This is a genomic window from Mycobacterium sp. E735 (assembly GCF_001666955.1).
GTDB lineage: Bacteria > Actinomycetota > Actinomycetes > Mycobacteriales > Mycobacteriaceae > Mycobacterium.
Map to the genome: position 1 here is coordinate 1 of NZ_LZIX01000190.1, position 25,991 is coordinate 25,991.

Consider the following 25,991-nt stretch of genomic DNA (forward strand, 5'->3'; position numbering starts at 1 on the left):
GCCTCTGATGCTTGGCGGGCGAGGCGGTGCCATGCACCTCGGCCCCGGCGGCCTTCGCGAACTGGACGGCCGCGATGCCCACGCCGCCGGCCGCGGCATGCACCAGCACCCGTTCGCCGGCGCGCAGCGAGCCGTACCCGTGCAGGGCGGCCCACGCGGTCGCGTAGTTGACCGGGACCGCGGCGCCCTGTTCGAAGCCCATCGCGGCCGGCAGCGGCACCGAGTCGCTCGCAGCCACGTTGACGACCTCGGCGTAGCCGCCGAACCGCGTGCCCGCCAGGACCCGTTCGCCCACGCGGCCGGGATCGACGCCCTCGCCGACGGCCTCGACCGTCCCGGCGACCTCGTAACCGACCACCGCCGGAAGTTTCGGCGCATCGGGGTAAAGGCCCACGCGGGCGAGGTGATCGGCGAAGTTGACCCCCGCCGCACGCACCGCGACCCGCAGCTGGCCCGGGCCCGGTGGCGGCGGATCGGGCCGCTGCTGCACCCGCAGCACGGATGGATCTCCGCGCTTGGTGATGACGACTGCGCGCAATGTGAAACTCCTCTTCCCCGGCCGCTCAGGCCCGGTTGACGGCGTCGGCGAGGCGGGGCAGCACGACGCCGGACCAGCCGGGCCCCATCCGGCGGAACGCCTCGGCCATCCTCTTGTCGTCGAGGTCAAAACCGCTGTGCTCCAAGAACACCCGGGTGCCGTCGCCCTCCGGCTCCAGGCGCCAGGTGAGCGTCCACGCGGGCGTGAAGGTGTAGACGAACCGGCGCGGGGGATCGACCTCGAGCACCTTGCATGGCTGCGTGCCATAGCCTGGCATGTCGAGGGTGAACTGATGGCCGACCACCGCGGCCACGTCGCCCTCGGCCCACCACAGCCGCAGCAGGTCCGGCTCGGTCAACAAGCGCCAGACCTTCGCAGGCGGGGCCGCCACGAACTGATCCACCCGGATCGTCGCGGGCGTCGACGTCTCGGTCATTCCCACTCCTCTGCCGTCTCGGCGAGTTTGGCCAGTCGTGCTCGCCAGAACTTCTCGAACGGATGCAGCCACTCACCGAGTTGCGCCAACGGTTCCGCGGTCAGGTGATAGATGCGATGCCGGCCCTGCGGCTCGTCGGCCACCAGCCCGGCGTCGCGCAGAACCTTGAGGTGCTCGGCGACCGCGGGGCGGCTGAGGTCGAACCGCTCGCAGAGTTTCCCGGCGGACAGCGGCTGGCGGGACAGGATCTCCAGGACTTCCCGCCGCACGGGATTGGCCAGCGCGAGGAAGACGCGGTCGGTGCCAGCCACGCCCGGCAATATATGTCGGATATTTCCGACGTGTCAACCATCCCGGGCGCCCGCAGCGGGCCGCGGTGACCGCTATCTTCCCGGTTATGCACTTCGCCTGGGAGCGGCTGACACCCAGCGTGCAGCGCTGCCGGCTGGCGTTCTGCGACGTGACCGTCGCCCTGGTGCGGGGCCGCACCGGCGCGCTGCTCGTCGACACCGGCACCACGCTGGTCGAAGCCGACGCGATCGCCGCCGACGTCCGCGAGCTCGCGGGACGACCGGTCACGCATGTCGTGTTGACGCACAAGCACTTCGACCACGTCCTGGGCTCTTCGGCGTTCGGCGGAGCTGAAATCCTTTGCGCCCCTGAGGTCGTCGAATACTTGTCGTCCGCCGTCGATCGCCTTCGTTCGGATGCCGTCAGTTATGGCGCGGACGCCGCTGAGGTCGACCGCGCGGTCGCGGCGCTGAAGCCACCGCGGCGCGGCGTCCACGACGCGGTCGTCGACCTGGGCGACCGCTTCGTGACGATCGCCCACCTGGGCCGGGGACACACCACCGCGGACCTGGTCGTCATCGCGCCCGGCGTCGACGGCGAAGACGACCCGGTTGTCGTCTTCACCGGTGATCTCGTCGAGGAGTCCGCCGACCCCGATATCGATGCCGATTCCGATCTGGCCGCCTGGCCGTTCACCCTCGATCGGATACTCGCGGCGGGCGGACCCGAAGCCATCTACGTGCCGGGCCACGGAAGCGTCGTCGACGCCGGTTTCATCCGCCGCCAGCGGGATTGGCTGGCCCGACGAGCGGGCCTCGAGCCGGGTTAGACGCGCGGGCCGGTGCAGGCGGCGATCAGGGCATCCGGGTCGGTGACACTGACCCATAACTCGCGCAGCGAAATCGTTCGGCCCACGGCTTTCGCCTCCACCGGTGGCTCAATCGTCAAGGCCACCAGGCCCTTACCCGAACCGTTGACGAGCCAGCGTCCACCCGAATAGTGCACCCCCAAGGTGAAGACCCGGTCGTCCGCCCGCTCGGCCCGGGTGATCGACGCCAGCGGTACGTGAGCGTCGAATGCCCAACCCATCTTGACGTGTAGGGTGCCGGCATCCACCCTGAGCTCGCTGCGCTTGGGTCCCATTCCGACGGGAACCGAAAGCGGTAGATACCGGTCATAGCGCAATTCCGTCTGCACGGCGATTACCCTACCTCTTGTTTGCTGGATTCGCCGGTTTTTCGTATTTCAACTCTTCCGGCCAGTCAGGGCAAGAGCTGGATGCTATCGACAACCATTGCAGCACAAAGATTCTCATCGAATCCGAAATGCGAGCGCCGGTTCGGGCCGTTGCGGCGATACCGACGATCTTGTGTGCCCGGCGGCCTCGTGGCGCCGGCGCGGGCCGGAGTAGGGCAGTTGGCAACAGTTTTGGCACGGGTCTTTCGACCCCTGATTTATCCCTCACCCCCGGGGATAGACTCACGTTCAAGGGAATCGTGCCGAACAGGGAGCGTAGGGCCATGGCCATCATTGACTCGGACACCGAAGTCCGGACCTCGTACGAAGACGACATCGCCGCCACCCAGCGATACATGGACGGCCCGCGGTTCGCCGGAATCACTCGTCTCTACACGGCCCGCCAGGTAGTGGAACAACGCGGCACGATCCCCACCGACTACATCGTGGCGCGCGAGGCGGCGGCGGCCTTCTACGACCGGCTTCGCGAGCTGTTCGCCACCAAGAAGAGCATCACCACGTTCGGGCCCTACTCGCCGGGCCAGGCCGTGGCGATGAAGCGGATGGGCATCGAGGGCATCTACCTCGGCGGCTGGGCAACGTCGGCCAAAGGCTCCACCACCGAGGACCCCGGCCCGGACCTTGCGAGCTACCCCCTGAGCCAGGTGCCCGACGACGCCGCGGTACTCGTCCGCGCCCTGCTGACCGCCGACCGCAACCAGCAATACCAACGGCTCAACATGAGCGAGGCACAGCGAGCCAGCACGCCCGCCTACGACTACCGCCCGTTCATCATCGCCGACGCGGACACCGGCCACGGCGGCGATCCGCACGTGCGCAACCTCGTCCGCCGCTTCGTCGAGGTGGGCGTCGCCGGCTACCACATCGAGGACCAGCGCCCCGGCACCAAGAAGTGCGGCCACCAGGGTGGCAAGGTGCTGGTGCCCTCCGACGAACAGATCAAGCGGCTCAACGCCGCTCGCTTCCAGCTCGACGTCATGCGGGTGCCGGGGATCATCGTCGCCCGCACCGACGCCGAGGCGGCCAACCTGATCGACAGCCGCGCCGACGAGCGCGACCAGCCGTTCCTGCTCGGCGCCACCAACCTCAACATCCCGTCGTACAAGGCCTGTTTCCTGGCGCTACTCCGCCGCTTCTACGAGCTGGGTGTCAAGGAACTCAACGGCCATCTCCTCTACGCCCTGGCGGATTCGGAGTACGCCGCGGCCAGCGCGTGGCTGGAACGCCAGGGCATCCAGGGACTGATCTCCGAGGCCGTCAACGCCCGGCGCGAAGACGGGCAGGGTTCGATCGACGACCTCTTCGACCAGGTCGAGTCGCGGTTCGTGGCGGCCTGGGAGGACGACGCCGGCCTGATGACCTACGGCGAGGCCGTCGCGGAGGTGCTCGAATTCAGCGAGAGCGAAGAGGACGAGCCGGTGGGCATGAGCCCGGCGGATTGGCGGCAATTCGCGCAGCGCGCGTCGCTCTACGCCGCACGGGAGAAGGCGAAGCAGCTGGGCGTCGACCCGCCGTGGGACTGCGAGCTGGCGAAGACGCCGGAGGGCTACTACCAGATCCGCGGCGGCATCCCCTATGCGATCGCCAAGTCGCTGGCCGCGGCGCCGTTCGCCGACGTGCTCTGGATGGAGACCAAGACGGCCGATCTCGCCGACGCCCGGCAGTTCGCCGAGGCGATCCACGCCGAGTTCCCCGAGCAGATGCTGGCCTACAACCTGTCCCCGTCGTTCAACTGGGACACCACCGGCATGACCGATGAGGAGATGAAGCGCTTCCCCGAGGAGCTCGGCAAGATGGGCTTCGTCTTCAACTTCATCACCTACGGCGGCCACCAGATCGACGGCGTCGCCGCCGAGGAGTTCGCGGCGTCCCTGAGGCAGGACGGCATGCTGGCGCTGGCTCGCCTGCAGCGCAAGATGCGCCTGGTGGAGTCGCCGTATCGCACGCCGCAGACGCTGGTCGGCGGGCCGCGCAGCGATGCGGCGCTGCAGGCGTCCTCGGGCCGGACCGCGACCACCAAGGCGATGGGCAAGGGTTCGACCCAGCACCAGCACCTCGTGCAGACGGAGGTGCCCAAGAAGCTGCTGGAGGAGTGGCTGGCGCTGTGGAGCGAGCACTACCAGCTCGGCGAGAAGCTGCGCGTGCAGCTGCGGCCGCGCCGGCCCGGCTCGGACGTATTGGTGCTGGGGATCCACGGAAACGGGGACGAGCAGCTGGCCAACGTCGTGTTCGACCCGATCAAGGATCGGCACGGCCGCAGCATCCTCACGGTGCGCGACCAGAACACGTTCGCCGAAAAGCTGCGCCAGAAGCGGTTGATGACGCTGATTCACCTATGGCTGGTGCACCGCTTCAAGGCCGACGCGGTGTATTACGTGACGCCGACCGAGGACAATCAGTATCAAACGTCGAAGATGAAGTCCCACGGCATCTTCACCGAGGTGAACCAGGAGGTCGGCGAGATCATCGTCGCCGAGGTGAACCGTCCGCGCATCGAGGAGTTGCTGAAGCCCGATCGCGTGGCGCTACGGAAGCTGATCACCAAGGAAGACTAAGGAGCGGCCCTCGAGCGAACCGCGGTTCGCTCGAGTTCTGCCTACGCCATCGCTCAGAGCGGGGCATTGGCGTCATGCCGCGAGCGGACTATCCAATTTACGAATAAGAAAGTTTCTTACCGGCGCATAACCAGAATCCCGCATAGCAACAGTTGTCCGCGGATACGATTTGACTCGCCGATGGTCCATTAGCCCGAGATGGGCCATCGGCTCCTAACGCGCCCCGGTTCCGCGCAAGCGTCTCGTCACGCCAAGTCCCGTTTCCTCAGCCCTTACCGCTAATGGCGGCCAACGGGGTGCACCGCGCATGGGTGACGGCAAAAACCTGTCTGGAGCAACAGTTGCACAGGTGTAGAATTTGGGAATGGATGCGCGCCACCCCCCGGACGCGCACAAAGGGAAGGGAGTGGCTGATGAAGGCGCAGATGAGGACGGCGGTTGCGGTGTTCGGCGGGATGGCCGCGGTGGCCCTGGCGGTCGGATTCGGCGGTTTCGGCGTCAGCCCGACCGCCGGCGCGGCGACGCACGCGACATCCGGGATCACGGCGGCACCGACGGTCGCGTCCGGTGCCCACCCGGCCACCCTGGCGGGCTGCGTGTCCGGTCTCGACTGCTAACCCGAACTCCTTTTCTCCGATGGCCCATCCCGGTGATGGGCCATCGGCGTCTCCGCGGGTTGGAGCCCCCGCGCCGCGACCCGTTTGCCCGGCCGTGTGCCGGGGTAAGGAGAAGTGGACCAGTTGCCGTGGTGCAAGTGGGGATTGGGGACTTTTAGATGAGATCTGCAGCCAGAAACTCGGTCGCGCTCTTCGGTGGCGCGGCCATGCTCGTGCTCGCGGTCGGATGCGGCGGCGGCAACAAGGGGACGAACAGCACCACGACCACGCCCACGACCACGCCGTCGTCCACCGTGGCCCCGTCCACCCCGGGAGGTGGCGGCGGCACCACGGGCGGCCCCACGGGCGGTGGGGGCCCCGGCGGCGGTGGCGGCGGCGTCCCCGGCGGTCCGACGGGTGGCGGCGGCCCGGGCGGCGGTGGCGGCGGCGTCCCCGGCGGTCCGACGGGTGGCGGCGGCCCCGGCGGCGGTGGCGGCAGCATCCCCGGTGTCGGGGGTGGCGGCGGCGGCCCGGGTGGCGGTGGCGGTTGCGTCGGGAACGTCTGCGGCGGCTACTGACACGTCGCTGAGCGCTGACCCCCCGACAACACGAACTTGCTCGCCTAGTCGGCGGGGCCGGGATCACCTGGCCCCGCCGGCTGAAAACCTCTCGCCCACCTGGCTTTCTGGCGTGACGGCCTAGGCGGGAGTCCGCATTCGAGTTATGGTTCTGGCCTACTCGGCTGCAAGGGGACTTCGATGGCGAAGCTCAGGTTTGGATACTTCATCGCGCCGTTCCATCGGGCGGGCACGAATCCGACGCTTGCGCTGCAGCGTGACCTCGCCTTCATCGAGCGCCTCGACGCCCTCGGCTTCGACGAAGTGTGGCTGGGTGAACACCATTCGGCGGGTAGCGAGATCATCAGCTCGCCAGAGGTTTTCATCGCCGCGGCGGCCGAGCGCGCCAAGCGGATTCGCTTTGGCACCGGCGTCATTTCCCTCTCGTACCACAACCCGCTCTGGGTCGCCGACCGGCTGATGCTGCTGGATCACCTCACCCACGGCCGGATCATCGGCGGCGTGGGGCCGGGCTCCCTGCCCAGCGACTCGTCGATGATCGGACTCACCCCGACCGACACGCGCGAGCTGCTCGAAACGAACCTCGACATCGTTGTCCGCCTGCTCGCGGGCGAAACCGTGAGCGCCAAGACGGCCACGCACCAACTGTTCGACGCCAAGTTGCAGCTCGCCCCGTATTCCGACGGCGGGATCCCGCTGTCGGTGGCCGCGGTCGCGTCACCGACGGGCGCGCGGCTGGCCGGCAAGCACGGCATCGGGTTGCTGTCCATCGGCGCGACGCTGACCGTCGAGGGTTTCAACGCGCTGTCCTATCACTGGGGCATCGTCGAGGAGCGCGCGGCGGTATTCGGGACGCAGGTCGACCGCAAGAACTGGAGCCTGGTCGGCCTGTTCCACCTCGCCGAAACGGAGAAGCAGGCGCGCGAAGAGGTCAAGTTCGGCATCGAGCCGTGGTTCCGCTACTTCCAGAAGGTGGCCGCCTTCCCGCAAATGACGATGCCCGGTGAGCAGCTCGACGAGATGATCGACGTCATCAACGACAACGGGGCGGGCGTGATCGGCACGCCGGAGCGGGCACGGGAACAGGTCCAGCGGCTGTGGGATCAATCCGGCGGATTCGGCTGCATGCTGCAGATGGGCCACGAGTGGGCCAACCCCGCCGCCACCAGACGGTCCGCCGAATTGTTCGCCGCCGAAGTGATGCCGCATTTCCAGGGCCAGGCGCAGCCGACCCTGGACGCCGCCGCGCGCGCCGGACAGGCCCGGGACAGCCTCGCGCAATCTCAGTTGGATGCGGTCGCGCACATGACGAAGAAGTACCAGGACGAGGTCGACTCGAAGTAGCGATCCGGAGGCTTCATACTCCGGCGACAGCCCCTTCCCAGGTGGCAGCTAGGGTTTCGGCGCACAACTGAGGGATGACCACCGGAACCCCTCACCACCCCCGGCGACACATCGCGCAGCTCGTCTTCGCGGCGGCCGCGGCCGTCGCTCTGTTCACCACGTTCGACGCGGCGCAGGCATCGGCGCGCCCGACGGACGTGGCGGCATTCCCACAGGCACCGCCCGACCTTTCCGGCGGGAACGGTTTCGCCGCCGATGACGACGACGACGAAGCCCAGCTGCAGCAGCAGCTCGCTCAGCAGCAGCTGCAGCAGTCCATGCAGCAGGCCGAACAGCAAAACGAACAGGCGCAGCAGCAGTTCGAACAGAGCATGCAGCAGGCGCAGCTCGATGAGCAGCAGGCCAACAACCCGTAGCGCCTGCCGTGGACGCAGGCGCGGCTAGCGCTGGCCGGTCGACTCGCGCTCGGCCGTCTCCACCAGCCGACGCGCGAAATACCGGACCGCGCCGCCCATGGCGGCCCGCATCGCCGGACCCGTGCCACGGACTCCCTCGACGAACGAGCCGGTCCAGCGGATGTCGGTGCCGCCGGCCGGGTTCGGCGTGAGGACCACCTCGCTGACGTAATCCTTGATCGGGTTGGACGGCGCGATCAGCTTGTAGACATGCCGCCGGTCCTGCTCGTATTCGACGGTTTCCTCCTGCACGAGCACCGGCCACATCCCGAGCTTGCGGACCGCCCCGATCCCGCCCGGCGCGGGATCACCCTGCCGCGCCCAACTCGAATGGACGACGATGGGCTTGGCCCATTTCGACCAGTTCGCGCCGTCGGTCACGAGGCGGAACAGCGTCGCCGCGGGCGCGGTGCTGGTACGGGTGACCTCGAACGAATACGTCCTGCCTGACATGACCCACTCCCCGGGAGATCCAACGCCGACCCTGGCGGCCGTTCGCGCGTAGGCTACCGCCCGCGCAGCGCCCCCGCCGGACGGGGTTCGCCGGCCCCTCCGCCGGCGGCGCGGCGAAAGCACCCGGCCGTCGATCGGGTGGTGCCTACAATCGGCGAATGCGGCAGGCGTTGTTGATGTTTGCCGTCACGTTGTTGCTCGGCGCCTGCGGCGGCGGCCACGACGGCGTCCGCGCCACCTCCACCACCGGCGGCGCCGACGCCCACGTCCGCAGTCAACGGGTGCTCGACGACGCAATCGGCGCACGCGATCCGGGGTGCTCGGCCGCCGCGGGCGTCGAGGGCAAAGTCGTCTGGACCGGGGTGCGCGGCCTGGCGGACGTCTCGACGCACGAGGCCATCACACCCGACACGGTGTTCGACATCGCGTCGGTGTCCAAGCAATTCACCGCCGGAGCGGTGCTGCTGCTGGTCGCCGCCGGTCAGCTGACGCTGGGCGACCCCGTTTCCCGGCACGCGCCCGAGCTGCCAGCGTGGGCGAACACCGTCACCCTCGAGCAGCTGATGCACCAGACGAGCGGAATTCCCGACTACGTCGGCTTGCTCGAGGCGCAGGGCACCCAGGTCGGCGACCGGACGACCGAGGATCAGGCCCTGCGGGCGCTGGCGGGCGTCGACCAGCTCGAGTTCCCGCCCGGTTCGCGATTCGAATACTCCAACTCCAATTACCTGTTGCTCGGCGAGATCGTGCACCGTGCTTCGGGCGAACCGTTGGCGGAATTCCTCTCCGGCCACATCTTTCGCCCCCTCGGGCTGAACATGGTCGTCGATCCCACCGGGCCGATTCCCGGGAAGGCTGTCGGCTACGACAAGGAGGGCAACGCGGTCGCGTCCGGCTGGGGGCAGGTCGGTGACGGCGGCATTCAGACCACACCCAGCGAACTGGTCCGCTGGGCGGACAACTACCGCACCGGCCGCGTGGGCGGTCCCGCGCTCCTCCGTGCCCAACTGGCCGGAGCCGTGCCCACCGAACCGGGCGGCGGGGACCGCTACGGTGCCGGGATCTACCTGCTGGCCAACGGCGCACTCGATCACGATGGTTCGTGGGGCGGATTCGTCACGGCTTTCCGGGTCAGCAAGGACCGGGCGACGTCGGTGGCCATCACCTGCAACACCGACAAGCAGGATCCGGAGGCCCTCGCCGAGGCGCTGGCGAAGCTCTGGATGTAGCTGACGGATTCGATTCGCAGACAAGACCCTTCGCGCGCCGCCGTACCGATCGTCACGGTCGCGGCACGACGGGTTGCCGCGCCGCCTTGCCTACAGTGGGGTCCATGGAGTTCGGTTCCGGGCAGCACGCCCCAAGTGTCCCCGGCATGCTCAAGATCGAGGACTGCCTGGATGCCGAGGGCAACATCATGCCCCCGGCGGACGTCACGCTCATCTCCCTCATCGACCGCAACATCGCCAACGTCGGTGACGCGGTGGCATACCGCTTCCTGGACTACAACCGCTCCGCCGACGGCGTGGCCGAAGAGGTGACGTGGAACCAGTTCGGCGTGCGGCTGGAAGCGATCGGCGCGCGGGTCCAGCAAGCCGCCGGCCCTGGCGAACGGGTCGCCGTCCTGGCGCCGCAGAGCCTGGACTACGTGACGGGCTTCTACGCGGCGATCAAGGCCGGCACTATCGCGGTGCCACTGTTCGCGCCCGAGTTGCCCGGCCACGCCGAACGTCTGGACACGGCCCTGCGCGATTCGCGGCCGACCGCCGTGCTGACGACGGCGGCGGCCAGGGGAGCGGTCGAGGAATTTCTGGGCACGCTCCCGCAGCTGCAGCGGCCGCGGGTCATCGTCATCGACGAAATACCCGACTCGGCGCGGGACTCGTTCACCCCCACCGAGCTGCGCCACGACGACGTCTCGCATCTGCAATACACGTCGGGCTCGACGCGGCCCCCGGTCGGCGTCGAGATCACGCACCGGGCGGTGGGCACCAACCTCGTGCAGATGATCCTTTCGATCGACCTGTTGGACCGCAACACCCACGGTGTCAGCTGGCTGCCGCTGTACCACGACATGGGACTGTCGATGATCGGCTTCCCCGCGGTGTACGGGGGGCACTCCACGCTGATGTCGCCCGCGGCGTTCGTGCGCAGGCCGCAGCGCTGGATCAAAGCCCTGTCGGCCGAGGCGGGCCGGGCCGTCACCGCGGCGCCGAACTTCGCCTACGAATGGACGGCCCAGCGGGGGCTGCCCGCGCCGGGTGACGCCGTCGACCTGAGCAACGTGGTGCTGATCATCGGATCCGAACCGGTCAGCATCGATGCGATCAACGCCTTCAACAAGACGTTCGCCCCATACGGCCTGCCGCCGACGGCGTTCAAGCCTTCCTACGGCATCGCGGAGGCCACGCTGTTCGTCGCGACCATCGCGCCCGAAGCGGAGGCGACGGCCGCGTATTTCGACCGCGCGGAGCTGGGCGCCGGCCGCGCGGTACGGGTGCCGGCCGACGCCCCGGAGGCCGTCGCGCAGGTGTCCTGCGGCCAGGTGGGCCGCAGCGAGTGGGCCGTCATCGTCGACCCGGACGGCGGGACCGAACTGCCCGACGGTCACGTCGGCGAAATCTGGGTGCAGGGCAACAACGTCGGTCGCGGCTACTGGGGGCTGCCCGAGGACACCCGGCGAGCGTTCGGCGGTCGGCTGCACTGCCGGTTGGCCGAGGGCAGTCACGCGGCGGGATCCGCCGTCGACGGCGCGTGGCTGCGGACCGGGGACCTGGGCACCTATCTCGACGGCGAGCTGTACGTCACCGGCCGAATCGCCGACACGATCACCGTCGCCGGCCGCAACCACTACCCGCAGCACATCGAGGCGACCGTCGCCGAAGCTTCCCCGATCGTCCGGCGCGGATACGTGACGGCTTTCGCCGTCCCGGCCGGAGACTCCGATCAACAGCTGGTGGTCATCGCCGAGCGGGCGACGGGCACCAGCAGGGCCGATCCGCAGCCGGCCATCGAGGCGATCCGGGCCGCCGTTTCGCGCCGCCACGGGCTGCCGGTCGCCGACGTGTGTTTCCTGCCCGCCGGCGCCATCCCGCGCACCACCAGCGGCAAGCTGGCGCGCCGGGCCTGCCGCGCCCAATACCTGAGCGGCGGCCTGGGCGCACACTGACCCGGGCGGACGGCCCGAAAAACGGCCCCGGCCGCCGCGGCTGACTTAGTCTCCCTTTCGGAGGCAGGACAATGGTTCTCAAGGTTGCGGTGCCCGCTGACCTGATCGGCGGCGACGTGGAGGCCGGCTACGGAAAGGTGGCCGACGCCTTTCGCGCGAGTTTCCGCGACGGCGCGGAGGTGGGCGCGGCCGTCGCCGTCTACCGCGACGGGGTCAAGGTCGTCGACCTGTGGGGCGGCTACCGCAACGGGTTGGCGAAACAGCCGTGGCAGCCCGACACCATGGTCAACATGTTCTCCACGACCAAAGGTGTTGCCGCCCTGGTCGTGGCCGTCGCGGTTTCCCGCGGGCTCATCTCCTACGACGCCAAGGTCGCCGACTACTGGCCGGAGTTCGCGCAGGCGGGCAAGGGCGATGTGACCGTCCGCCAGCTCCTGGGGCACCAGGCCGGGGTCTGCGCGCTCAAGCCGAAGCCGACGCTGGCCGACGTAGCCGATCCGGCCAGGCTCTCGCCCATGCTGGCGGCCCAGGCACCGGCGTGGCGACCTGGTTCGCGGCACGGCTACCACGGGATCACGCTGGGCTGGTACGAATCCGAGCTGATCCGACGGACGGACCCGGCCGGCCGCACGCTGGGCCGTTTCATGGCCGACGAGATCGTCCGGCCGCTCGGGCTCGACCTCCACATCGGCCTGCCGGATTCGGTCGACCGCGAGCGGGTCGCGCACGTCCACCACTGGGTGCGCGCCGAATCGCTGCTGCACCTGAACGTGATGCCGCCCGGGTTCGTGGGCGCCTCGCTGAACCCCGTCGGACTGACGGCCCGCATGATCGCGGTGCCTCGCGGCGTCAACCCGTTCAACGGCGACTACAACCGCGAGGACGTTCGGGCGGTCGAGATCCCCTCCGCCAACGGCATCGGCACCGCCCGGGCGGTTGCGCGCATGTACGGCAGCGCGGCCACCGGGGGCGCCGAACTCGGCTTGGGCGGGGATACCGTCGAGGCGCTCGCGGCGCCGGCGCTCCCGCCCAGCCGGGGCATTCGCGACAAGGTGATGAACGTCGACGTGGCGTATTCCCTCGGTTTCTGTAAACCCGTGCCCCACTTCGAATTCGGATCGTCGGGCAGGGCTTTCGGAACTCCGGGCTTCGGTGGGTCATTCGGCTGCGCCGACCCGGACACCGGCGTCGGGTTCGCCTACGTGATGAACCGGCTGGGGTTTCACCTCTGGAGCGACCCGCGCGAACTCGCGTTGCGCCAGGCGCTGTTTCGCGACGTCCTCGGCGTGCGACCGCAGACGTGACGACGACAGTGATGGCATCCTGGCCGTGTGGGTTTGCTCATCCGGCTGGCGGAGCTGTTGATCGTGGTGCTGCCCCTGGTGGGTGCCGCCGTCGCCGTGGCCCGCTCGTTCGGCGCCAACCGGCGCCGGGCCGAGCCACCGCCGGTCGCCGAGCGGCCGGAGACGCCACCGGACACCGGCGACAACCACGTCGCCCAGTGGCGGTCGCTGCGCCGCGTCCTCGAAGAGCACAGCCGCACCGACACGCGATGGCTCGACTATGAACTCGACGTCGCCAAGCTCCTGGATTTCCCGCTCATGACCGACATGCGCGATCCGTTGACGGTCGCGTTCCACAAAGCCAAGCTGCGGGCCGATTTCCTGCGCCCCGGCAAAGCCGAAGATCTCCTCGACGACCGGGAGGCCGCCGCGCAATACCGGACCGCCGTCGAGGATTACGTGACCGCCTTCAACACCGCGGAGACGGAAGCGATGCGCAGGCGGCGCAGCGACTTCTCCCGCGCCGACCAGCAGCGAATTGCGCGCGCGCAGAACCTGCTGCGGGTCGCGTCGGACTCCGCCGCGGCACCGCAGGAACGCCGGCGCGCCTACGAGTTGGCGCGTCAGGAACTCGAAGGACTCGTCGTGTTGCCGGCCACCACCCAAGCCGGCATCGAACGCAGGGTCTTCGGGGAGCTGGAGGGATGACCACGGTGCCCGGCCCGCCGGTCGCCGAGCCCGGCGGCAGCCAACCCGTCGCGGGATTCGCGGTCACACCACCGCCGCTTCGCGGCCCCGTCACGTTCGACCAGCGGTGGCGGGACCTGACGTTCATCCACTGGCCGGTCCGGCCCGCCACCGTCGAAACGATGTATCCGCCCGGCACCCGCCCCGACGTCTTCGCCGACGGGATGACCTACGTCGGGCTGGTTCCGTTCGTCATGGACAGCACCAAAGTCGGCTCCTCCCTTCCGCTTCCGTACTTCGGCCGCTTCCCGGAGACCAACGTACGGCTCTATTCCGTCGACGACTCCGGCCGGCACGGGGTGCTGTTCCGGTCGCTGGAAACGACGCGGCTGGCGGTCGTCCCGGTCGTCCGGGCCGGCCTCGGCGTGCCCTACACCTGGGCGAGGATGCGGACAAGCCGGCGCGGCGACCGCGTCACGTACCACAGCGTGCGCCGATGGCCGCGGCGCGGACTGCGCAGCCGCGTCGAGGTCACCGTCGGCGCCCCGGTGGACCCGACGCCGCTCGAGGTCTGGCTCACCGCCCGGTGGGGCGCACACACCCGCTGGGCCGGGCGAACCTGGTGGGTACCTAACGAGCACGAACCCTGGCCGTTGTGCGCCGCCGAGGTCGTCGAGCTGGACGACGAGCTGGTGGCGGCCAGCATGGTGCGGCCCGCCGGCGAGCGCTTGCGCGCGCTGTTCTCGCCGGGTGTGCGAACCCGTTTCGGCCGCCGCGTCGTCGTCGCGTGACCTACGGGCAGGTGTACCCGCCGTCGATCACGAGGTCGGATCCGGTCATGTAGCTGGAGGCCTCGCCGGCCAGGTAAACGTCGAGGCCGGTGAGTTCCTCGGGGCGGCCGATCCGCCCGAGCGGAATCTTCGGCTCCCACAGCCGGTGATATTCCGTCATCGGCTCCACGAGCTCGGTGAGGATGTAGCCCGGGCTGACGCTGTTGACCCGGATGTTGTGCGGCGCCAACTCCACAGCCATCGCCTTGGTCAGGTGAATCACCGCCGCCTTCGACGTGCAGTAGTGGCCGACCTGCTGCGGGATGTTGATGATGTGGCCCGACATCGAGGCCGTGGTGATGATGCTGCCGCCCCGACCCTGTCGGACCATCGCCCTGGCGGCCGCCTGGGCAGTGAGGAAAACGCCTGTGACATTGGTGCTTTGGATGCGTTCGAACTCTTCCGGGGACATCTCCAGCACCGGTGTCACGGTGATGATGCCGGCGTTGCAGACGGCGACGTCGATCCCGCCCAGCTCCGCGGTCACCCGGTCCAGCAGCGCGGTCACCTGGTCTGGCCGGGTCACGTCGCAGGGGATGGGCACCACCCTGCCCTCGCCGTCCGCGGCGATCTCGCGGGCGACCTGTTCCAGAGCGTCGGCACGCCGCGCGGCGATGGCCACGTCGGCGCCGGCCTGCAGATAGGCCTGCGCCACTTTCTTGCCGATGCCGCTGGACGCCCCCGTCACCAACGCCCGTTTGCCGCGGAGATCAAACAACTTCAAGACGTTCATGCGAGATCCCTATCCAGACGAGCGACCTATAACCGAAACAAGTTCTAGTGTGTCCGCCATGGGCAAATTCACCAGGGCAGAAATCGAGCAAGCGGTCGAGAACTACACGCGGGTGGTGGAGGGGTGCAGCGCCTCGGGCGACTGGCGACCCTTCGCCGATCTCTTCACCGAGGATGTCGTCTACACCGAACATCACTACGGAGTGTTTCACGGCCGCGAGGCGGTGCGGGACTGGATCGTGGCCGTCATGGCGCCGTTCCCGCACATGCGATTTCCGTCCGACTGGACTGCCTACGACGAGGAGAACGACGCCGTCGTGGTGATGATCAAGAACCTGCTCGACCACCCGACGGATCCGAATGGTGAGCCGTTCTGGTTCCCGAACTGGACGCGGCTGGTCTACGCCGGAAACGGCCTGTTCTCCAGCGAGGAGGACATCTACAACCCGAACCGGGACGCGCCCGGCGTGGTGACGGCTTGGCTGCAGGCCGGGGGACAGCTCGCGTCAGACGAGATCCTCCAGCCAGGCTAGTGGCGGCCCGCCCCCCGCGAAGCCGGGGGACGTGTCGCCACCATCGGACTAACTCGTCACCGGCTGTCGCACCCGCCGCCGCGACCGGATGGCCGCCAGTGCCTGCTCCCACGCCAGCATCGTGGCGGCCTTCATGTTGGCCGGCTTCACACTCTCCCGGGACAGCAGCGCGGTGGCCGCCGCCTTGGTGGTCGCCGACGCCTTCGACAGATGGCCGGAGTCGAACGGCGGCTGCGGGTCGTATTCGATCGCCAGCTGGATCGCCTTGGCGCGGCCCTCGCCGCCGATCTCGGCGGCGAGCCACAGCGCCAGGTCGAGTCCCGCCGACACTCCCGCACACGTGACGACGTTGCCCTGGTGCACGATCCGTTCGTCGCCCACTGGCACCGCACCGAACGCCTTCAACGCCGGGACGGTCAGCCAGTGCGACGTCGCGCGGCGGCCCTCGAGGAGGCCGGCGGCCGCCAGGATGACCGACCCCGAGCACACCGACGTCATCCACGCAGCGCTTCGGTGCGCCCTGCGCAGCCAGTCCAGCAACGCCTCATCGCGCGCATGCACCGGTGTCGACGGACCACCCGGCACGAGAACCACGTCGGGCGAAGGGGTTTCGGCCAGGGAGTGGGTGGCTCCGATGACCAGCACACCGGAGTCGGCGGTGATCGGCCCCGCCTCGTGCCAGACGAACCGCACTTCGGCGTCCGGCAGGTTGCGCAGCACCTCGTACGGGCCGATCATGTCGAGCGCGGTGAAGCCCGGATAGGTCACGATCGCGATTTGGGTCATGGGTGTCATCCTTTCCTTTCAGGCGAAGGCCTTGCGGTATTGGTCCGGCGGAATGCCGACCCGGCGAAGGAAGTTGCGCCGCATGGTTTCCGCGGTGCCGAACCCGCAGCGGGTGGCGATGGCGACGACGGTGTCGTCGGTCTCCTCCAACTGCCGGCGCGCGGCTTCGGTGCGAATCCGCTCGACGTACTGGCCGGGCGCCTCGCCGACCTCGGCGGTGAACACGCGGGTGAAGTGCCGGGGGCTCATCGCCGCGCGACGGGCCAGCTCGTCGATGCTGTGCTCGCCGCCAGGCTCGGCCTCGATGGCCTCCTGCACGGTGCGGATCGAATTGCGTTTGGCCCGCGGCATCCATACCGGCGCCGCGAACTGCGTCTGCCCGCCGGGACGGCGCAGATACAGCACCAGCCAGCGCGCGACGGTCTGCGCGACCTCGGTGCCATGGTCGTCCTCTACCAGCGAGAGCGCCAGGTCGATGCCCGCGGTGACACCCGCTGCGGTCCACACGGTTTCCGAGCTGCGGACGAAGATCGGATCGGCGTCCACGTCGATCGCGGGGAACTCGCGGGCCAGCCGACCGGCGAAGGCCCAGTGCGTGGTCACCCGCTGCCCGTCCAGAAGCCCGGCCTCGGCCGCCAGGAACGCGCCCGTGCAGACCGTGACCACGCGGCGGGCGGTCGCGGCGACGGCTTTGATCCAGCCGATCAGCTCGGCGTCCGACCGCGCGGCGTCGACACCGCCGCCGCCGGGCAGCACCACCGTGTCGACGGGTTCGCCCGGGTCCGGCAGCGGCGCCGCGACGAAGGCCAGTCCCGTCGGGGTGGTGACGGCCTGACCGTCGATGGAGGCCAGTGCGACCTCGTACCCGCCCCCGGTGAGCAGCGACGCGCCGGTGAAGACCTCGTGCGGTCCCACCACGTCGAGCGCCTGTACGCCGGGAAAACCGGCGATGACCACCTTGCGAGTCATGCATCTAAGTGTTCGGCACACCCCGGGATGTCGTCTACGCCGCGCACCCCACCAATTAGGACACGGGACCTGACCCGTCGGGTCCGCGGCGGGCTTGGCAGACTGTGCGACATGGCACAGATAACGTTGCGTGGAAACCCGATCAACACCGTCGGCGAGCTGCCTACCGTCGGATCCCCGGCGCCGGCCTTCAGCCTGACGGGCGGCGACCTGGCGGAGGTCAGTAGCGACCAGCTCGGCGGTAAGGCCTTGGTGCTCAACATCTTCCCGTCTGTGGACACCCCGGTCTGCGCGACTAGCGTCCGGACCTTCAACGAGCGCGCGGCCGCCAGCGGCGCCACGGTGGTGTGTGTGTCCAAAGACCTGCCGTTCGCGTTCGCCCGGTTCTGTGGGGCGGAGGGCATCGACAACGTGAAGACGGGTTCGGCGTTCCGCAGCAGCTTCGGTGAGGACTACGGCGTCACCATCAACGACGGCCCGATGGCCGGCCTGCTGGCGCGGGCCATCGTGGTGGTCGGCCCCGACGGCAAGGTCACCTACACCGAGTTGGTCCCGGAGATCGCCCAGGAGCCGGACTACGACGCGGCGCTGGCCGCGGCGGGCTGACCCAGCTAAGCCGTTCAGCGGCGGCCGTCCGCACCACTCGCCTGTTTGCGACGTGCTGACGTTCGCCGCGTTGAGCTGTACCATCGTGCGGCTTCCGTGTTAGCCTAGCCGTTCCGCCGGACGGGCGGTGGAACGCTCGGCGGCAAAGGAGTACCGGCGGTGAATGGCGGCAAGTTCGGTGTTATAGCTGGGGTGCTGGTGGGCGTGGTGAGCCTGCAGCTCACCGGGTGCGGCACGAAAACGACGGTCAAACCCGACGGCGCGGCAAAATCCGTCGTCGACGTCGTCTCGAGCCAAACCGGATTCCACCCGGCCGACGTGAACTGTCCGTCGGGCGTCGAAGCCAAGGTCGGCCAGGAGTTCGACTGCCACTTCACCGGCCCGGAGGGCAAGCCCTACACCGCGCACATGCGCATCACCAAAGTCGAGGGCGAACAAGTCGTCTTCGACGTCAGGAGCCGCCCGAGCTAGGCCCCGGCTGCCCCAGCCGGCCCGCGGTGTCCGCGAGCACTTCGCGACACCCCACCCACATCCGCTCGATGATGTCGGCGGCCGGGGGGAGGTCCGAAATCCGTCCGGCGACCTGACCGGTGTTGGCGACACTGGCGTCCATGTCGCCGTCGAAGTAGAGCCGCTGCACCCGCTGCAGCGCCGCGGCGCCCTCGCCGGAAGACGTTGCGGCGTCGAGCCTCTCGGCGGCCGCCGTCCGGATGACGCGCATCATGCGTTTGCCGTCGAGGGGTAGTAGCACGGTGGCCGTCTCGTCGGCCGCGACGACCGCCCGCTTGAGGTTGGTGTGCACCGGGGAATCCGCCGAGGCGAGCAGCCGGGTGCCCATCTGCACGCCTTCGGCGCCCAGAACGAACGCGGCGGCCATCGAACGTGCGTCGCAGATCCCGCCCGCGGCCACGATCGGCACGTCGACGTGCGCCGCAACCAAGGGCAGCAGCACCATCGTCGACGCGCCGAATCGGTTCTTGAACCCGCCGCCCTCGACACCCTCGACCACCAGCCCGTCCACTCCGGCGTCGACGGCCTTGCGCGCTGCCGCGAGGGTGCCCACCACATGGAAGACGGTGATGCCGGCTTCGTGGAGCCGGCCGGTGAACAGTCGCGGATCGCCCGCGGACGTGGTGACGAAGCGAATGTCGTTGTCCACCAGCAGATCCACGGTGGTCGGGTCGCGGTTCATGATCAGCGCGATGTTCGCGCCCACCGGCCGGTCGGTGAGGTCGCGCACGCGCCGCAGATCGGCTCGGCCCTGCTCGGAGGTGGTCTCGATGATGCCCAGCGCCCCGGCGTTGGACACCGCCGCGGCCAGCCGGGCGCCCGCGATGTACGTCATCGGCGCCTGGATGATCGGGATGTCGATCCGCGCCAACCCGCAGACCCGATTGGTCGTCGTGTTCATGTTCCCCTCGGATCGATGAGGTCACGGAAGCCGGCGGCGGGGTGCACGGACGCACCCAGGCTCAGCACGCGTTCGCTCAGCCCCTTGTCCGACGTCACCACGCGTACGTCGCGCGGACGGGGGTCGGCGCGGAGGCGACGGACGATTTCGTCGTCGGCCGAGTTGGCGGCCGCCCTGGGCGCGTAGGCGATCTCGACCACGGACGCGGGGATGGCCGTCGAGGGCGGCCGCTCGAACACGACCGTCACGTCGTCCCCCTGGGCGGCGGCCCAGCGGTCGAGGCTGTCGACCAACGCGGCCATGGCGCGGGCGCGGTCCTTCCACCAACCGTCCGGGCGGCTCCCGATCACGTTCATCCCGTCCACGATCCACCGCACGCTCCCTACGCTAGGGCGACCGATCGCGCGCGCTCGCGCTCACCCGCGAATTTCATTCTTTTCGACTCTGAGCGGTTGGTACGGTCACCAGGTGATGCCGTCGCGACGATGGGACAGGTGAATGACCTCGATAGCCGACACCGATGACCGGGTCGTCTCACTGGCCCGCGGCATGCGCGAGCTGGTGCTCGCCGAGGCCGCCGAATCCGAACGGGCGCGCACGCTGACCCCGGCGATCGTCGACGAGATGTGGGCGACCGGGCTGATGTCCGCGTTCAACCCGGCCGAGGCCGGCGGGGTCGAGCCCTCGTTCACCGAAATGATCGAGACGTGGATCGAAATGGCTTGGCAGGATGGCTCTTTCGGTTGGGTGGGCATCGCCAACCTGCCATCCTCGTTCGCCGCGGCGGCATACCTGCCCGACGAGGGCTTCGCCGAGGTGTTCACCGCACACGACAACCGTGTCACGATGGGCGGCCAGTTCTTTCCCAACGGGCAAGGGGCCGCCGTCGACGGCGGCTACCTGGTGAGCGGGTCGTGGAATTTCGGCTCGGGCATCGGGCACTCCCAGTACGTCGCCGCCGGGTTCCTCCCGATGGACGACGGCGAAATGCGCTGGATCAGTGAGGGCTTCCCCGAGATGCGGGTCGCGGTGATTCCCCGGGATCAGATCAGCTTCAACGACGGCTGGTTCGTGCAGGGACTCAAGGGGACTGGCTCATACGACTACAGCGCCCAAGAGGTGTTCGTCCCGGCGAGCCGCACCTTCGAGCTCTTCGTGCGTCAGCCGCACCGGGGGGCTTCGCCGGCCACCCGGATGGGGCTGATGCCGGTCACCGCAGCCGGTCACGCGTCCTGGGCGCTCGGCGTCGCCAAGAGCATGCTGGACGACGTTCAGGAACTGGCGGCGACGAAGTTCCGGATGAGCGACATGGCGTCGTTGGCCAGCCGCCCGACCTTCCAGAAAGGGCTGGCGCACCATCGCGCGGCCTGGCGCGCCGCGCGTCTGCTGGTGCTCGACGCGTTCACCACCGCCGAGGCCGCGGTCGCGGCGGGGGAGGACCTGACGCCCACCCTGCGCGCGGATATGCGGGTGGCGGCGGTCTTCGCGACCGACACGGCCCGCGGCTGCGCCGAGTGGGCGCACCTGGTCGCGGGCACCAGTTCGATCCGGGAGGGCAGCCGGCTCGAGCGGGCCTTCCGCGACATCTACACCGGCACGCAGCACGCCTTCATCAGCGAGAAGGTCGCCATCGACGTCGCGCAGATCTGGCTCGGCATCATCGAGGACCAGCCGGGGTTGTGACCCGCTGACGGTCCCGCCTACACCAGGCGTTCGCCCGGCTCGTCGCGCCGGCCGTCGTCCTCGGCGCCGGTCTGCGACGAGGCCAGACCCGGTCCGGCGGTGCTACCGGCCGACGCGCCCTGAGCCACCGAGCCGAGCGAACTCAGCGGGGCCGCGCCCGCGCCCAGCAAAGTCGACGCGGCGTTGGTCGCGCCGGGCATCGCCGCCACTGGGCTCGGCGTCACCGGCGGGGTGGTCGGCACCGTCGGTGACGGGTTGGCAACCGGCACTCCGGCGACCGGGCTGGCCAGCGGCGGCGTGCGGGGGACCGGGCCGCCGGCGACCGGCGCCTCTGCGCCCAGCAGTCCGCCGCCGGTCGGGCCGACGAAGGTCTGGCCGGCGATGCGGGCTCCGCTGACGTCCAACGCACCGGCCGCCTCGACGTCGACCTGGGTGTACATCCGGGCGATGTCGGTCAGGGCCACACCGGTGCGGGCGACCTCCTCCTGAGCCGCGGTGTTCAACGTCAGCATCGCGGCGCCCTCCGCGGCGAACGCCGCGGCCGCCAGCGCCGAAACCTCGTCGGCCCCGGCGGGGACCAGCGCGGTCACCGGTGCCGACGCCGTCGCGCCGGAAGTCAAACCGCGGGTGGCGATGTCGACGACGTGCAACCCGATGGCACCGGCGGCCGGGTCATGGGACATCGATTCCATGTGCGTACTGCTCCTGTGCGGGCGTTCAGCGCCGGTACGTCAAAGGACCAGCTGAGCCGGGCGATGCAACAAGTCTAAGGGCGCCGGCGGGGTGCTGCCCACACTTTTCATCGGCCCGGCGATGGCCCCCATCCCGATGAACCCTGAAAGCCCGGGCGTTGTCGCAACGTCGCCTACTATCAGCGCATGCGCGGTTCGAAGATCCTGATCACCGGCCCGACCGGACAAATCGCAACCCCCATTGCGCGGGCGCTGGCGGTCGACAACGAGGTGTGGGGCATCGCCCGCTTCACCGACCCGGCCGCACGCGAAGGCCTGGAGAAAGCGGGCGTTCACTGCCAGACGGTCAACTTGGCCGCCGGCGACTTCACAGCTCTGCCAAGCGATTTCGAGTACGTCCTGAACCTCGCGGTGGCCAAGAGCGGGAACTGGGACAAGGATCTCGCGGCCAACGCGGAATCGGTCGGGCTGCTGATGGCGCACTGCCGCGGCGCGAAGGCCTTCCTGCACTGTTCCTCCGCCGCCGTCTACGACCCGCCGGACGAACTTCCCCGAAGCGAAAGCTCCGCCCTGGGCGACAACCACAAGTGCCTGTTTCCCACCTATTCCATCTCCAAGATCGCCGGGGAGGTCGTCGCCCGGTCTACGGCGCGGGTTCTTGGGTTGCCCACCACCATCGCCCGGCTCAACGTTCCCTATGGCGACAACGGCGGGTGGCCGTTCTACCACATGGAGATGATGCTGGCGGGCATCCCGATCCCGGTCCCCCCTGGTGAATCGGCGCAGTACAACCCTATTCACGAGGACGACATCATCGCGACCATCCCGAAGTTGCTCGAGGTGGCGTCGGTCCCGGCCACGACGGTCAACTGGTGTGGCGACCAGACGGTCAGCATTCAACAGTGGTGTGGCCACCTGGGCTCACTGGTCGGCAAGGAGCCGGTATTCGAGGTGAGCGCGCAGGCGCTGCGCGGCAATCCCACCACCAGTGACCGGATGCACGAACTCATCGGGGGCACGACGGTCGACTGGCGGGACGGGCTGCGCCGCATGGCCGCCAAGTTCCATCCGGAGTTGGTCGGCGCTTAGGGGCGGACAGGTGCGCCCAGGATCCGACCACGCGCGGCTGCGGACGCTCGCGCTGCTCAGGCGCGTCCGTGACCGGATCGACAGGGAGTACGCGCGCCCGCTCGACGTGGAGGCGCTCGCCCGCGAGGTGCACATGTCCGCCGGCCACCTGAGCCGCGAATTCCGCCGGGCTTACGGCGAGTCGCCGTACTCCTATCTGATGACCCGTCGCATCGAGCGCGCGATGGCGCTACTGCGCCGCGGCGACCTGAGCGTCACCGACGTGTGCTTCGCCGTCGGTTGCTCCTCGCTCGGCACCTTCAGCACGCGCTTCACCGAATTGGTCGGCGTGCCGCCGAGCACCTACCGGCGCCGGGCGGTGGACGCGCTGGCCGGAATGCCGCCGTGCGTGGCCAGACAGGTGACCAGACCGGTCAGGAATCGAGAAGCACCGGTCACTGGGCCGCACCTAGCCTGACCCCATGGACATCACGATTCACTCAAGCTTCCTGCCGCACGACGACCCGGAATCCTCGCTCGCGTTCTATCGCGACACGCTCGGCTTCGAGGTCCGCCTCGACGTCGGCAAGGGCAAGATGCGCTGGATCACCGTGGGCCCCCCGAACCAGCCCGACACTTCGATCGTCCTGAACCCACCGGCCGCCAACCCGGGCATCACCGAAGACGAACGGCGCACGATCGCCGAGATGATGGCCAAGGGCAGCTACGCCACGTTGCTGTTGGCCACCAATGACCTCGACCGCACCTTCGAACGGTTGCAGGCCGACGACGTCGACATCGTCCAGGAGCCGACAGACCAACCGTACGGACTCCGTGACTGCGCGGTGCGCGACCCCGCCGGCAACTTGATCCGTATCCAACAACTGCGCTAGCCGTCGGATACCGACTTCGCCTCGACGCGGGAAAGCCCCGAACCGCATCAGGATTCGGGGCTTTCCTCAGCTCACGGCCGCGGTCATGATCCCTTGGAGTAGCGGGTCAGGAACCCGAAGGCCGCCACCGCCGAGACCGTGCCGATCACGCCCCACAGCACCAGTTGGAAGACCATCGACCCGAAGAGCCAGCCGAACGTCATCCCGATGTAGAGGGCCCAGATGAGCCGGTACGCGCTCCATAGCGCGACCGCGCCGGCGCTGAGTCCGATGTAGAGGCTGCGCTGCCGGTCGACCCGATTGATCTGGTCTTCGATGCTGGCCGGGACGATCTTCATTTCTGACTTCCTTTCGTGAGGCGGCGCCGGAGTGGCGTCGTCGTTGCGTCAAGTACAAATCGCGGCGCGGGCTACCGATCCCAACGTTGTCCGCACGACGGAGGCACGGGCGCACGCCCATCTCGTGGTGAAAGACGAGGGCGGGTCGGCGTCGCGCTCGGGCGGACCCGCCGTGCGGCACCATGGCGTAGGTGGGTCGATGCGATCAGGGCACGCGCCGGCCCCTGCGCTACCGGCATCGGACGTGGTGCCGTCGCGACGCTAAAAGGAGATCGACCAGATGATGAACCCGATCAAGATCGCCGCGCAGGTGGCCGAATCGCTGCTGGCGGTCGGTGGTGTGCGGGTCGGCCTCGAGGAGCCGGCGTGCACACATAAACGGATCACCGACACCGTCGAGATACGGCGCTACGGTCCGCGGATTGCCGCCGAGACGATCGTCGACGCCGACGAGAACCGCGCTCGCGACGTCGGGTTCCGGCGGCTGGCGGGCTACATATTCGGCGGCAATCGGGACAATTCATCGATCTCGATGACCGCGCCCGTCAGCCAGCAGTCGAGCCCGGGCGGCCGGCAGATCGCGATGACCGCGCCCGTCGTCCAGTCCGCCGGCGACGAGGCCGGCTGGGCGATCCGCTTTTTCATGCCCGCGAAGTGGACGATGGAGACGCTGCCCGCGCCCGACGACGATCAGGTCCGGCTCGTCACGGTGCCGCCCGCGACCGTGGCGGTGCTGCGATTCACCGGCGACCGGAGCCCCAAGGCAGTCGCCTCCCGCACCGCGGAACTCCTGAAGATATTGCAAGACAAGGGGATTGAGCCCACCGGAGACGCGGAAGCCTGGTTCTACGACCCGCCCTGGACGCTGCCGATGCGGCGCCGTAACGAGATCGCAATCCCCATCGACGCGGCCTCGGCGCCGTGGTAGCCGGGCTGCTGGCCGGCGCATTGCCCAGCGATTACGGCTTCGCGTGATGGGAGATGACCACAAGAAGGTGGACGCGCGGCTGCTCACCGGTGTTTCCGAGACGGCGCTGCTGACGCTCTACGGAAGGGCACACCAGGCGGCGCGCCCCGACGCGATCATCGACGATCCGATGGCAGTCAAGCTCGTCGATTCCATCGACTTCGACTTCGAGAAGTTCGGCCGCCGCGGCCAGGAGATGGCGCTGCGCTCGCTGGCCGTTGACCGATGCGCGATCGACTACCTCACCGCCCACCCCCGGGCCACCGTAGTCGCGCTCGCGGAGGGCTTCCAGACGTCCTTCTGGCGCTTGGACCGCGCGCTGCCCGACCCGCAATTCAGTTGGGTCTCGGTGGATTTGCCCCCGGTCGTCGAACTTCGTCAGCGGCTGCTGCCGCATCCGCCGCGAATGACCTATCTCGCCCAATCCGCCCTCGACTACACCTGGATCGACGAGGTCGACGCCCGCGACGGCGTGTTCATCACCGCCGAAGGCCTGTTGATGTACCTGCAGCCCGACGCGGCGCTGGGGCTCATTTCCCAGTGCGCCAAGAGCTTCCCCGGCGGCCAGATGTTCTTCGACCTACCGCCAACGGTGGTCAAGAAGGTCGCACGAAAGGGGCTGCGCTCCTCCAAGCGCTACCGGGTGCCACCGATGCCGTTCAGCCTGTCGGTGCGTCAACTTGCGCAGCTGGCGCGCACGACGCCCGGAATCCGCGCGGTGCACGACGTACCGATGCCCGCGGGGCGGGGGGTGTTCTTCGGGACGCTGTACCCCGCGCTCTGGCGGTTCCCGCCCGCGAAGCCCTACCGCGGGGTCTACGCCCTCTTGGAATTCGGCTGA

Annotated in this window: 32 protein-coding genes; 20 read left to right on the forward strand and 12 right to left on the reverse strand. The window is 69.0% G+C overall.

Annotation, left to right across the window (positions count from 1 at the left end):
* The 3 genes from A5704_RS14810 to A5704_RS14820 form a co-directional block, all read right to left on the reverse strand.
* Positions 1–538, reverse strand: a 538-nt coding sequence (locus A5704_RS14810) for an alcohol dehydrogenase catalytic domain-containing protein (protein WP_156737683.1), incomplete at its 3' end; no start/stop codon positions are given.
* Between the two features lie 25 nt (positions 539–563).
* Positions 564–974: an SRPBCC domain-containing protein gene (locus A5704_RS14815; protein WP_067889619.1), complete on the reverse strand. Its 411-nt coding sequence runs from the start codon at positions 972–974 to the stop codon at positions 564–566.
* Positions 971–1,297 (reverse strand): helix-turn-helix transcriptional regulator, encoded by a 327-nt coding sequence (locus A5704_RS14820; RefSeq protein ID WP_067750483.1) that lies wholly within the window; start codon positions 1,295–1,297, stop codon positions 971–973. Before A5704_RS14820 ends, A5704_RS14815 begins: the two co-directional genes overlap by 4 nt.
* Before the next feature lie 74 nt (positions 1,298–1,371).
* Here A5704_RS14820 and A5704_RS14825 point away from each other — a divergent pair, with 74 nt between their 5' ends.
* Entirely contained in the window at positions 1,372–2,094 is a 723-nt protein-coding gene (locus tag A5704_RS14825; RefSeq protein ID WP_067780859.1) for an MBL fold metallo-hydrolase, read from the forward strand.
* Here A5704_RS14825 and A5704_RS14830 read toward each other — a convergent pair.
* Positions 2,091–2,462, reverse strand: coding sequence for a hypothetical protein (locus A5704_RS14830; protein WP_067889622.1), 372 nt, complete (start codon positions 2,460–2,462; stop codon positions 2,091–2,093). The two genes, A5704_RS14825 and A5704_RS14830, sit on opposite strands and share 4 nt — an antisense overlap.
* Before the next feature lie 323 nt (positions 2,463–2,785).
* Between A5704_RS14830 and aceA the strand changes: the two genes are divergently transcribed.
* From aceA to A5704_RS14850, 5 genes are all read left to right on the forward strand, one after another.
* On the forward strand, positions 2,786–5,077 hold the full coding sequence (gene aceA, locus A5704_RS14835; protein WP_067750490.1) for an isocitrate lyase ICL2: 2,292 nt from the start codon (positions 2,786–2,788) through the stop codon (positions 5,075–5,077).
* A gap of 413 nt (positions 5,078–5,490) precedes the next feature.
* Positions 5,491–5,694: a hypothetical protein gene (locus A5704_RS14840; RefSeq protein ID WP_067750493.1), complete on the forward strand. Its 204-nt coding sequence runs from the start codon at positions 5,491–5,493 to the stop codon at positions 5,692–5,694.
* Between the two features lie 158 nt (positions 5,695–5,852).
* Positions 5,853–6,251, forward strand: coding sequence for a hypothetical protein (locus A5704_RS28845; protein WP_067750496.1), 399 nt, complete (start codon positions 5,853–5,855; stop codon positions 6,249–6,251).
* Between the two features lie 180 nt (positions 6,252–6,431).
* Entirely contained in the window at positions 6,432–7,595 is a 1,164-nt protein-coding gene (locus tag A5704_RS14845; RefSeq protein WP_067889625.1) for an LLM class flavin-dependent oxidoreductase, read from the forward strand.
* Positions 7,596–7,669: 74 nt separating this feature from the next.
* A complete protein-coding gene (locus A5704_RS14850) occupies positions 7,670–8,011 on the forward strand; it encodes a hypothetical protein (RefSeq protein WP_067889628.1) in 342 nt (113 codons plus the stop codon).
* A gap of 24 nt (positions 8,012–8,035) precedes the next feature.
* On the opposite strand, the gene A5704_RS14855 is transcribed toward A5704_RS14850, so the two are convergent.
* Positions 8,036–8,503 carry an SRPBCC family protein gene (locus A5704_RS14855; protein ID WP_067780246.1) on the reverse strand — a complete coding sequence of 156 codons (468 nt, stop codon included), beginning with the start codon at positions 8,501–8,503 and terminating at the stop codon, positions 8,036–8,038.
* A 158-nt stretch (positions 8,504–8,661) separates the two neighbouring features.
* Between A5704_RS14855 and A5704_RS14860 the strand changes: the two genes are divergently transcribed.
* The 5 genes from A5704_RS14860 to A5704_RS14880 all read left to right on the forward strand — a co-directional run bounded on the left by A5704_RS14860 (position 8,662) and on the right by A5704_RS14880 (position 14,433).
* Positions 8,662–9,732 carry a serine hydrolase gene (locus A5704_RS14860; protein ID WP_067780248.1) on the forward strand — a complete coding sequence of 357 codons (1,071 nt, stop codon included), beginning with the start codon at positions 8,662–8,664 and terminating at the stop codon, positions 9,730–9,732.
* Positions 9,733–9,836: 104 nt separating this feature from the next.
* The gene (locus A5704_RS14865) at positions 9,837–11,672 is read left to right on the forward strand and encodes a fatty acyl-AMP ligase (protein ID WP_067780251.1); all 1,836 of its coding nucleotides are present in this window, start codon (positions 9,837–9,839) and stop codon (positions 11,670–11,672) included.
* A 71-nt stretch (positions 11,673–11,743) separates the two neighbouring features.
* Positions 11,744–12,976, forward strand: coding sequence for a serine hydrolase domain-containing protein (locus A5704_RS14870; protein WP_067750518.1), 1,233 nt, complete (start codon positions 11,744–11,746; stop codon positions 12,974–12,976).
* A gap of 27 nt (positions 12,977–13,003) precedes the next feature.
* Positions 13,004–13,663: a hypothetical protein gene (locus A5704_RS14875; protein WP_067889631.1), complete on the forward strand. Its 660-nt coding sequence runs from the start codon at positions 13,004–13,006 to the stop codon at positions 13,661–13,663.
* Positions 13,660–14,433 (forward strand): YqjF family protein, encoded by a 774-nt coding sequence (locus A5704_RS14880; RefSeq protein WP_067750525.1) that lies wholly within the window; start codon positions 13,660–13,662, stop codon positions 14,431–14,433. Before A5704_RS14875 ends, A5704_RS14880 begins: the two co-directional genes overlap by 4 nt.
* Position 14,434: 1 nt before the next feature.
* On the opposite strand, the gene A5704_RS14885 is transcribed toward A5704_RS14880, so the two are convergent.
* Positions 14,435–15,205, reverse strand: coding sequence for an SDR family oxidoreductase (locus A5704_RS14885; protein ID WP_067889634.1), 771 nt, complete (start codon positions 15,203–15,205; stop codon positions 14,435–14,437).
* Positions 15,206–15,263: 58 nt separating this feature from the next.
* Between A5704_RS14885 and A5704_RS14890 the strand changes: the two genes are divergently transcribed.
* The gene (locus A5704_RS14890) at positions 15,264–15,737 is read left to right on the forward strand and encodes a nuclear transport factor 2 family protein (RefSeq protein WP_067750535.1); all 474 of its coding nucleotides are present in this window, start codon (positions 15,264–15,266) and stop codon (positions 15,735–15,737) included.
* 48 nt (positions 15,738–15,785) lie between these two features.
* Here A5704_RS14890 and A5704_RS14895 read toward each other — a convergent pair whose 3' ends face one another.
* Both A5704_RS14895 and A5704_RS14900 read right to left on the reverse strand, forming a co-directional pair.
* A complete protein-coding gene (locus A5704_RS14895) occupies positions 15,786–16,532 on the reverse strand; it encodes a DJ-1/PfpI family protein (RefSeq protein ID WP_369828462.1) in 747 nt (248 codons plus the stop codon).
* 9 nt (positions 16,533–16,541) lie between these two features.
* Positions 16,542–17,492: a GlxA family transcriptional regulator gene (locus A5704_RS14900; protein WP_067750544.1), complete on the reverse strand. Its 951-nt coding sequence runs from the start codon at positions 17,490–17,492 to the stop codon at positions 16,542–16,544.
* Between the two features lie 111 nt (positions 17,493–17,603).
* On the opposite strand from A5704_RS14900, the gene tpx reads away from it, so the two are divergent.
* Positions 17,604–18,098: a thiol peroxidase gene (gene tpx / locus A5704_RS14905; RefSeq protein ID WP_067889640.1), complete on the forward strand. Its 495-nt coding sequence runs from the start codon at positions 17,604–17,606 to the stop codon at positions 18,096–18,098.
* 159 nt (positions 18,099–18,257) lie between these two features.
* Positions 18,258–18,569: a DUF4333 domain-containing protein gene (locus A5704_RS14910; RefSeq protein WP_231969120.1), complete on the forward strand. Its 312-nt coding sequence runs from the start codon at positions 18,258–18,260 to the stop codon at positions 18,567–18,569.
* On the opposite strand, the gene A5704_RS14915 is transcribed toward A5704_RS14910, so the two are convergent.
* Both A5704_RS14915 and A5704_RS14920 read right to left on the reverse strand, forming a co-directional pair.
* Entirely contained in the window at positions 18,550–19,509 is a 960-nt protein-coding gene (locus tag A5704_RS14915) for a nitronate monooxygenase family protein (RefSeq protein WP_067889643.1), read from the reverse strand. The two genes, A5704_RS14910 and A5704_RS14915, sit on opposite strands and share 20 nt — an antisense overlap.
* Entirely contained in the window at positions 19,506–19,886 is a 381-nt protein-coding gene (locus A5704_RS14920; RefSeq protein WP_067889646.1) for an NYN domain-containing protein, read from the reverse strand. Before A5704_RS14920 ends, A5704_RS14915 begins: the two co-directional genes overlap by 4 nt.
* A 121-nt stretch (positions 19,887–20,007) precedes the next feature.
* Here A5704_RS14920 and A5704_RS14925 point away from each other — a divergent pair, with 121 nt between their 5' ends.
* On the forward strand, positions 20,008–21,192 hold the full coding sequence (locus A5704_RS14925) for an acyl-CoA dehydrogenase family protein (RefSeq protein ID WP_067889649.1): 1,185 nt from the start codon (positions 20,008–20,010) through the stop codon (positions 21,190–21,192).
* Between the two features lie 17 nt (positions 21,193–21,209).
* Here the strand turns inward: A5704_RS14925 and A5704_RS29620 are convergent, their stop codons facing one another.
* Complete coding sequence (locus tag A5704_RS29620) at positions 21,210–21,884, reverse strand: PE domain-containing protein (RefSeq protein WP_067750573.1); 675 nt, start codon at positions 21,882–21,884, stop codon at positions 21,210–21,212.
* Positions 21,885–22,070: 186 nt separating this feature from the next.
* Between A5704_RS29620 and A5704_RS14935 the strand changes: the two genes are divergently transcribed.
* Genes A5704_RS14935 through A5704_RS14945 form a run of 3 tightly spaced genes read left to right on the forward strand, consistent with a single transcriptional unit; the run spans position 22,071 to position 23,845 of the window.
* A complete protein-coding gene (locus tag A5704_RS14935; RefSeq protein ID WP_067889651.1) occupies positions 22,071–22,973 on the forward strand; it encodes an NAD(P)-dependent oxidoreductase in 903 nt (300 codons plus the stop codon).
* A gap of 10 nt (positions 22,974–22,983) precedes the next feature.
* Entirely contained in the window at positions 22,984–23,430 is a 447-nt protein-coding gene (locus A5704_RS14940; RefSeq protein WP_067750579.1) for a helix-turn-helix transcriptional regulator, read from the forward strand.
* A 4-nt stretch (positions 23,431–23,434) separates the two neighbouring features.
* Positions 23,435–23,845 (forward strand): VOC family protein, encoded by a 411-nt coding sequence (locus A5704_RS14945; protein WP_067750581.1) that lies wholly within the window; start codon positions 23,435–23,437, stop codon positions 23,843–23,845.
* Positions 23,846–23,928: 83 nt separating this feature from the next.
* Here the strand turns inward: A5704_RS14945 and A5704_RS14950 are convergent, their stop codons facing one another.
* Positions 23,929–24,183: a hypothetical protein gene (locus A5704_RS14950; protein ID WP_067750584.1), complete on the reverse strand. Its 255-nt coding sequence runs from the start codon at positions 24,181–24,183 to the stop codon at positions 23,929–23,931.
* Positions 24,184–24,463: 280 nt separating this feature from the next.
* On the opposite strand from A5704_RS14950, the gene A5704_RS14955 reads away from it, so the two are divergent.
* Together A5704_RS14955 and A5704_RS14960 are read left to right on the forward strand one after the other, a co-directional pair.
* Complete coding sequence (locus A5704_RS14955) at positions 24,464–25,111, forward strand: heme-binding protein (RefSeq protein WP_067889654.1); 648 nt, start codon at positions 24,464–24,466, stop codon at positions 25,109–25,111.
* Positions 25,112–25,157: 46 nt separating this feature from the next.
* A complete protein-coding gene (locus A5704_RS14960; RefSeq protein WP_067750587.1) occupies positions 25,158–25,991 on the forward strand; it encodes a class I SAM-dependent methyltransferase in 834 nt (277 codons plus the stop codon).